5 protein-coding genes and 1 tRNA gene are annotated in these 6,248 nt (G+C 58.1%); 3 read left to right on the top strand and 3 right to left on the bottom strand.

Going from position 1 to position 6,248, the window contains the following annotated elements:
- Positions 1-122: 122 nt before the first annotated feature.
- Both AB1Z34_RS10990 and AB1Z34_RS10985 read right to left on the bottom strand, forming a co-directional pair.
- Positions 123-917 carry an ABC transporter ATP-binding protein gene (locus AB1Z34_RS10990; protein ID WP_016422280.1) on the bottom strand — a complete coding sequence of 265 codons (795 nt, stop codon included), beginning with the start codon at positions 915-917 and terminating at the stop codon, positions 123-125.
- 102 nt (positions 918-1,019) lie between these two features.
- Positions 1,020-2,036: an ABC transporter permease gene (locus AB1Z34_RS10985; protein WP_016422279.1), complete on the bottom strand. Its 1,017-nt coding sequence runs from the start codon at positions 2,034-2,036 to the stop codon at positions 1,020-1,022.
- 149 nt (positions 2,037-2,185) lie between these two features.
- Here AB1Z34_RS10985 and AB1Z34_RS10980 point away from each other — a divergent pair, with 149 nt between their 5' ends.
- Together AB1Z34_RS10980 and AB1Z34_RS10975 are read left to right on the top strand one after the other, a co-directional pair.
- Entirely contained in the window at positions 2,186-3,391 is a 1,206-nt protein-coding gene (locus AB1Z34_RS10980; RefSeq protein WP_367158342.1) for a sensor histidine kinase, read from the top strand.
- A 61-nt stretch (positions 3,392-3,452) separates the two neighbouring features.
- Complete coding sequence (locus AB1Z34_RS10975) at positions 3,453-4,136, top strand: LuxR C-terminal-related transcriptional regulator (RefSeq protein ID WP_367158341.1); 684 nt, start codon at positions 3,453-3,455, stop codon at positions 4,134-4,136.
- A 53-nt stretch (positions 4,137-4,189) separates the two neighbouring features.
- Here the strand turns inward: AB1Z34_RS10975 and AB1Z34_RS10970 are convergent, their stop codons facing one another.
- Positions 4,190-5,359 (bottom strand): Ig-like domain-containing protein, encoded by a 1,170-nt coding sequence (locus AB1Z34_RS10970; protein ID WP_367158340.1) that lies wholly within the window; start codon positions 5,357-5,359, stop codon positions 4,190-4,192.
- A gap of 652 nt (positions 5,360-6,011) precedes the next feature.
- Between AB1Z34_RS10970 and AB1Z34_RS10965 the strand changes: the two genes are divergently transcribed.
- A tRNA-Lys gene (locus tag AB1Z34_RS10965) sits at positions 6,012-6,084 on the top strand.
- Positions 6,085-6,248 lie beyond the last annotated feature (164 nt).

The raw sequence follows: 6,248 nt of genomic DNA, 5'->3' as shown, positions 1-6,248 counted from the left end.
GTAATAGCTTTCGGGGAGCTATTCTTTGGTGATTTGTGGTGTGTGGTCTGGGGTTATGGTGGCATGCGGACACACTTTTCTTTACTTAACCCGCCTTTTTGCTGCTAAGCCCCCCATAGTCACTACCGAGTAGCCACCAAGCCTGCATCCGCGGACTGCAGCTTGCCGTCAACCATCTCCACGATTCGGTCGGCACCGTGGAGCTGCCCCAGGTCGTGGGTGATGTACAGGGTGGCCACACCCATCTTCCGCGTCACATCCATAATCAGTCGCGTCACCGCCCCTGCACTCTTCTGATCCAAAGCCGCGGTCGGTTCGTCGACTAGCAGCACTTCCGGCTCATTCATCAGTGCGCGCGCAACATTGACGCGTGCCTGCTGACCACCGGAAAGCTGGCTCACGCGACGGTTTCCCAGCCCAGTCAGGCCGACTGCCTCTAGCAGCTCATCCGCGCGCTTCTCCGCTTCACGACGGCCACCCGCGGGCCACCCGAAAACACGGCCCAATCGCCGCATTGCGATGAGCTGCTGCTTGACCGTCAGCGCTGGTAGAAGATTCGGCTGCTGGAAAACAATACCGATGTGTTCGCGACGAATCTTGGCAGCATCCGCGCCGCGAGCGCTCAGATCAATGGCCTTCCTTTCCGCACTCTCGTCCGCGCCTGCACCGTTCGCGTCCTGCTTGGTGGAGTACAGCGTGACATGTCCGGTATCGGCACTCTTCAAACAACCTGCGATAGTCAACAGAGTCGACTTGCCGGAACCCGATGGTCCGACCAGTCCCACTACCTCGCCTGCCCGGATCTTCAGCGAGATGTCATCCAAAATGGTGCGTTTGTTGTCGCCATCTTGGACGGTCAGCGAGATGTTCTTCAGAGCGAGTGCCACGGGAGCCTGGTTGTCGATGTAGGTAGTCATTTTGTCCTCAATTCCTCAATTCCTCAGTTGCAGGTTGTGCATGATTAACGCGATGTGAGTGTTCTGTGGGAAGCCGCCGTGCTAGGCCGTACTAACGAGCCACTACGCATTCGCCAATGCGGTGGTAGGATCGACGCGGAATACCGGCACCAGTGCCAGCAGCGCACCAACTACGCCGGTCACGGCCAGAATGAGCCCCGGCACGACGGTCGTGGAAGCATCGACCACAATTGGCATGACGTCGCCGCTCTGCAGAGCCCAGCCCGCCGCTGCAGTCACCACAACACCGCCGCCGACTCCGATTGCCAGCACGGCCAGGACCTGCGCCAGAGAGTCAGCCACCAGCACGGAGCGGGACGCACCGAGCGCCGAGGAAATGGCCACACCACGCAGTCGTTGAACAGTCCACACGGTGAAGAACGCGCCTACCACCAGCGCAGAAATCACATACAGCATCGAGGTCATCGCGTTCAGCGAGGTCTGCTCGCCCTGATAGGAAGCCGACAGATTATTGCGCTCGCCGTCGCGCAGAATTGTTCCTTCCGGGACATTCGGCAGCTGCGTCGCAGACTCGTCGACAACCATCGCCGCCGGCACCATCTGCCCCGGCGTCAGGTCTTCCATCACACCGCGCCCGGCATAAATGACCGCTTGGTGGTCCAACCACTTATCCCCCGCCACGCGCGCAACGGTGGTCTCGTGCTCGCCCATCGCGCCAGACAGGGTCAGCGAGTCACCTTCCGCAATGGCGGTTTCACTGACACCGTCGGTGACGGCCACCTGGTCGTCGTTAAGCGAAAAGTCGGAGATGACGGTGACGGGCGTTTCATCGACGCGCGCACGACTGACGTAGACATCGCGGATGGTGGCGTTGTTATCGTTCGCCCACGTCTGGACGCTCTTTCGCGCCGTCTCGCCGATGCTTGACGACGACAGCGACGTAGCCCCCTCCGAGATGACGACGGCGTCGTTTTTGCCGTAGACCTCGTCAAGTGCGGAGACGGACTGGGCGGACAGGCCGGCGGCCAAAGCCGAGAGGAACGCGACCATCACAGCAATCATCCCGACGGTGATGGTGATCAGTGCGGCACGGCCTGGAGCGGCTCGAAGTTCTTTCATTGACTGGTACATACTCATTATGGTCGTGGATTCAAAGGAGGATTTAATCGCCAGCGAGGTTGAACTTCGTCTCCAACTTTCGGTTGATGTTGACAATTCCGGCTTGTCAGCGGTGTTTTGGCAGGCGGAACTGCCCTAAGCTCGAGAGCGTGGATACTCCTGAGACTCTGAACCGCAGCTGGCAATTACTGCGGTTTGCCCTGGATGTTTTGGTGCTGGTGCTGCTGGCGGTATGCGTGGTTCCGGATCCGCAGTGGCGAATCATCACCTATGCGGCGTGCTTTCTAGCGGTGTACATCGCAGGTTCCATTGGGCCGATTGGGCGGGCTCGGCATGGCAACGTAGCCAACGAGGTCGCGCTGACTAAGCCGCGTGGCCTGCTGTTGGGCTGGCTTGTGATTCTGCTGCTGTGCTGGGCGGCGTTGGCGTTTGCAACGCTGGATGCCTCGTTCCTGGTTTTCCCACTGTTTTTCGTAATTCTGCAGGTAACCGGCGGTCTTACGGCCGTAATCATGGTAGCAGCGACAACGGCGACGGCAATTGGCGCTATCGCTATTCATACTCCGCTGACATTTGGTGGTGTCCTTGGCCCCATTCTGGGCGGGACGTTTGTACTTACGGTGGGGCTGGGGTTCCGGCTCCTGCAGAAGGAGACTATCGAAAAGACCAAGGCGCTGGAGGAGCTCTCAGCCGCCCGCGCCCACTCGGAAGCACTGTCCCGTCGTGCCGGTGAGCTGGACGAACGCGCACGCCTCGCAGCCGATATTCATGACACCGTGGCGCAGGGGCTTTCCTCCATCCAGCTGCTGCTGCATTCGGTGGAGTCCCGCATGAAAAGTGCTCCCACTCAGCATGACCAGGCCTCGGTGGATTCACTACAGCTCGCCCGCAAGGTTGCGGCCGACAATCTCGCCGAGACCCGGCGCATCATCGCAGCACTTCAGCCGGCTCCCCTCGAAGGCGCAGACCTATCCGGTGCGTTGGAGAAAGTCTGCTCCTCCACGGTGCTGGGCGATGCTGTCAGCTTCTGCGTCGACGGCACACCCACGCGGCTGCCGGCCACCGTCGAAGCAACCATCATCAGGGTGGCCCAGGCGAGCTTGGCGAACGTCGTCAAGCATGCACACGCCACCCGCTGCCGTGTCACCCTGACCTACCAGCCCGACGAGATTCTGCTCGACTGCGTCGACAACGGCATCGGCTTCGACCCCACCGCACCAACTAACGACGACAGCGTGGGTATCGCCAACGCGCGCCGACGCGTGGAAAAGCTCGGCGGCACCTTCACCATCGAGTCGGAACCTGGGCGCGGCTGCGGTGTCAGCGTCAGCATCCCGCACGAGCTCGCCTCTTAAAGCCCCGCGCCTGGTATGCAGGTAGCAAACGACCATTCACATCACCCGAGGAGATAGCCAGGTGACCAAGCCCATCGGAGTCCTCATCGCCGACGATCATCCCATCGTGCGCGCTGGTCTTCGCGCTGTCGTTGAATCGGCGCCGGATATCGTCGTGGTTGGCGAGGCTGCCAGCGGTGACGACGCGGTCGAGAAGGTGCGTGCATCGCTTGACGACGACTCTTGCGACCACATCGATCTGGTACTCATGGATCTTCGCTTTGGTGAAGCCCCTGGCACCGCTTCCCGCGCAGGCGGAGTTGATGCCACCGCAGCCATCCGCGCACTGGCCGGGCGCGGCGCAAAGGCTCCAGAAGTGTTGGTGGTGACCAATTATTCTTCGGACTCGGATGTGCTCGGCGCTGTCACCGCAGGCGCAGTTGGTTATCTGCTGAAGGATGCCGCTCCGGAGGAGCTCATCGATGGTATCCGTCGTGCCGTTCGCGGCGAGACCGTGCTGAACACACAAGTGGCCGGGCGCTTGATGGGTCGGATGCGCAACCCCAATACAGCACTAACCCCGCGCGAACTCGAAGTGCTCGAGTTGGTCGCGCGGGGTATGTCGAATAGAAAAATTGCAGACCAGCTGGTGCTTACCGAAGCGACTGTGAAATCGCATCTGGTACATATTTTCACCAAGCTAGACGTCAGCTCCCGCACCGCGGCTGTTGCTCGGGCGCAGGAGCTGGGAATGTTGGGTGATTAGGAAACGGACTAGCCCGTGTGACTTAAATGATGGCCTCACTTAGAGGACATGAGCTACCAGGAGCTGGTCTCGTCGGCGTTGCCCTTCTTCCAGGTCTCCCACGGAATGTTCCAGTCACCGAGTCCATCAACACCGGAGAGCGTCTCACCAATCGTATTCTTCACAATCACGATGTCACCGCGCTTAGTGTTGTCCAGGAACCACTTAGCGTTGGCATCAGTGACGTTGATGCAGCCGTGAGACTGGTTGACGCTGCCCTGTGCCCACGTTGACCACGGTGCACCGTGGACGTAGATACCGGAGTAAGACATCTGCGTTGCGTAGTTAACCGGCGTGACGTAGCCACCGTTTTCCAGAGACAGGCCGTAGGTACGGGAGTCCATCACCATGGTCTCGTTGCGATCACCGATGATGTACTGGCCATTCGGAGTCGGGTGAACATTCGACCCCATAGAGATAGGCATGGAGTTTACGACTTCACCGTTCTTCTTAATGACCATGGTCTTCGTCGCATCATCAGCGATAGCGATGACTTCATCACCAATGGTGAAGCTGGTTTCGGCGGACTCCGCACCGTACATGTCGTCACCAAGATCCGTGCCGTAAATATCGGACTTCACGGTAACCTTGGTACCCGGCTTCCAGTACTCCTTTGGACGCCAGCGCACCTCACTGTTATTCAGCCAGTAGAAAGCGCCTTCCACCTTAGGCTCGGTGGTCACCTTGATTGCTTCCTCAGCGGCCTTGCGGTCCGAAATACTCGCGCTGAACTTCACAGCAATAGTCTGGCCGACACCCACGGTGGAACCATCCAGCGGGGACAGGTAACCATTTACCTGAGAAGTCGGCTCGATGGTGGTGAAAGAAGTAGCCAGCTTTTCTGTGCCCGAGGTGGCGTTAATCTCATAGGTCTTTGAGTAGCCCAGGGGTTCTGCGGTGGTCCACTTGGTACCACTGGAGTCGAGCTTGCCCTTGACCTCTTTGCCCTCAGGGTTGGTCATAACAACCTTGTCCAGGCGATGTCCCTCTTCCACCTGAACCGAAATCGGGTCAACCACCGAAACATCGGTGGCGTTGTCCTCCACACTGGCGACAAGACCAACGTCTGGCTTCTCCGCCTCTTGCTGCTCGGCATTATCTCCGCCGACGGTACAAGCAGCTAGCGAGATGGTGGTCGCAAATGTCACCACCGCCATCGACAGGCGCTTAAAAGATTGCCGCATGATCGTGCTTCACTCCAACAGTGCAATTATTAAGTAGTAAGTCCCGGGGACACACTGCGACACACAGCGGAGTCCTGCTACAGCCCCTGGTGCGCCCTCGAAAAAGGTCAGACTACCCTGCAGCGGCACTAGCCACCGATAAAACGCTCGCCCTAACTGAAAAGCCTTATTGACTGCCCAATCGCAGTCATCAACCCCTCACAGGGCGCAGCACGCAAAGTAGCCCAACGGTTCCTACAGTTAACCCTCTGGAAAATTGCTGTGCAACCCCAAAAAACCGGGGCACTTCAACCGACCTGGGAAAACAGCGCCCCCTTGAAGCTGCGTTACCGAAAAGTAATCAGTTCGCTATTCAAAAGTGCCACCGGACGCTTCCGGACGTTACTGAACACTGTCGAACGTAACTCCGACATCTATGCACACTCCCAACGTCGATGGCATTGATACAGGCCCTACCCCACTTTGAGGATTTCCAAACTTTTTTTGAACTTTTTTCAAACGGTTGCGCAAAACCTTTCAAAAAACATGCAAAAACACCGACCAAAAAACAGGGCCTGACCAGCCGATTTTACAAACAATCAGAAACCTGGTTATATATCTTCTCGTTGCCGGCGAGGAGCTCACACAGAGAGCACCAAGCAGGAAACAGTAAGCGCCATTAGCTCAACTGGCAGAGCAGCTGACTCTTAATCAGCGGGTTCGGGGTTCGAGTCCCTGATGGCGCACAATACAGACCGGGAAGGTAGAAATACCCTCCCGGTCTTTTTGTTGCATAACAAGCGTAGGCGCCAACTTGGGGTTAAGTAAAGAAAAGTGTGTCTTTTCCGGGCGTGTTGCGGTTATTTGATCCAGCCTTTTTGGATGCCGAGGTTGTGTTGGTAGCTGGTGT

It is taken from the genome of Corynebacterium sp. 045007 (assembly GCF_040743205.1).
In the GTDB taxonomy this organism is placed as follows: domain Bacteria; phylum Actinomycetota; class Actinomycetes; order Mycobacteriales; family Mycobacteriaceae; genus Corynebacterium; species Corynebacterium jeikeium_D.
The sequence above is the reverse complement of the archived record's forward strand: the minus strand, read 5'-3'. Positions and strand labels throughout refer to the sequence as shown.

What these genes read in the sequence shown, in the direction of transcription:
- AB1Z34_RS10990 (WP_016422280.1), bottom strand. Translation starts at nt 917, where the DNA reads ATGACTACCTACATCGACAACCAGGCTCCCGTGGCACTCGCTCTGAAG.
- AB1Z34_RS10985 (WP_016422279.1), bottom strand. Translation starts at nt 2,036, where the DNA reads ATGAAAGAACTTCGAGCCGCTCCAGGCCGTGCCGCACTGATCACCATC.
- AB1Z34_RS10970 (WP_367158340.1), bottom strand. Translation starts at nt 5,359, where the DNA reads ATGCGGCAATCTTTTAAGCGCCTGTCGATGGCGGTGGTGACATTTGCG.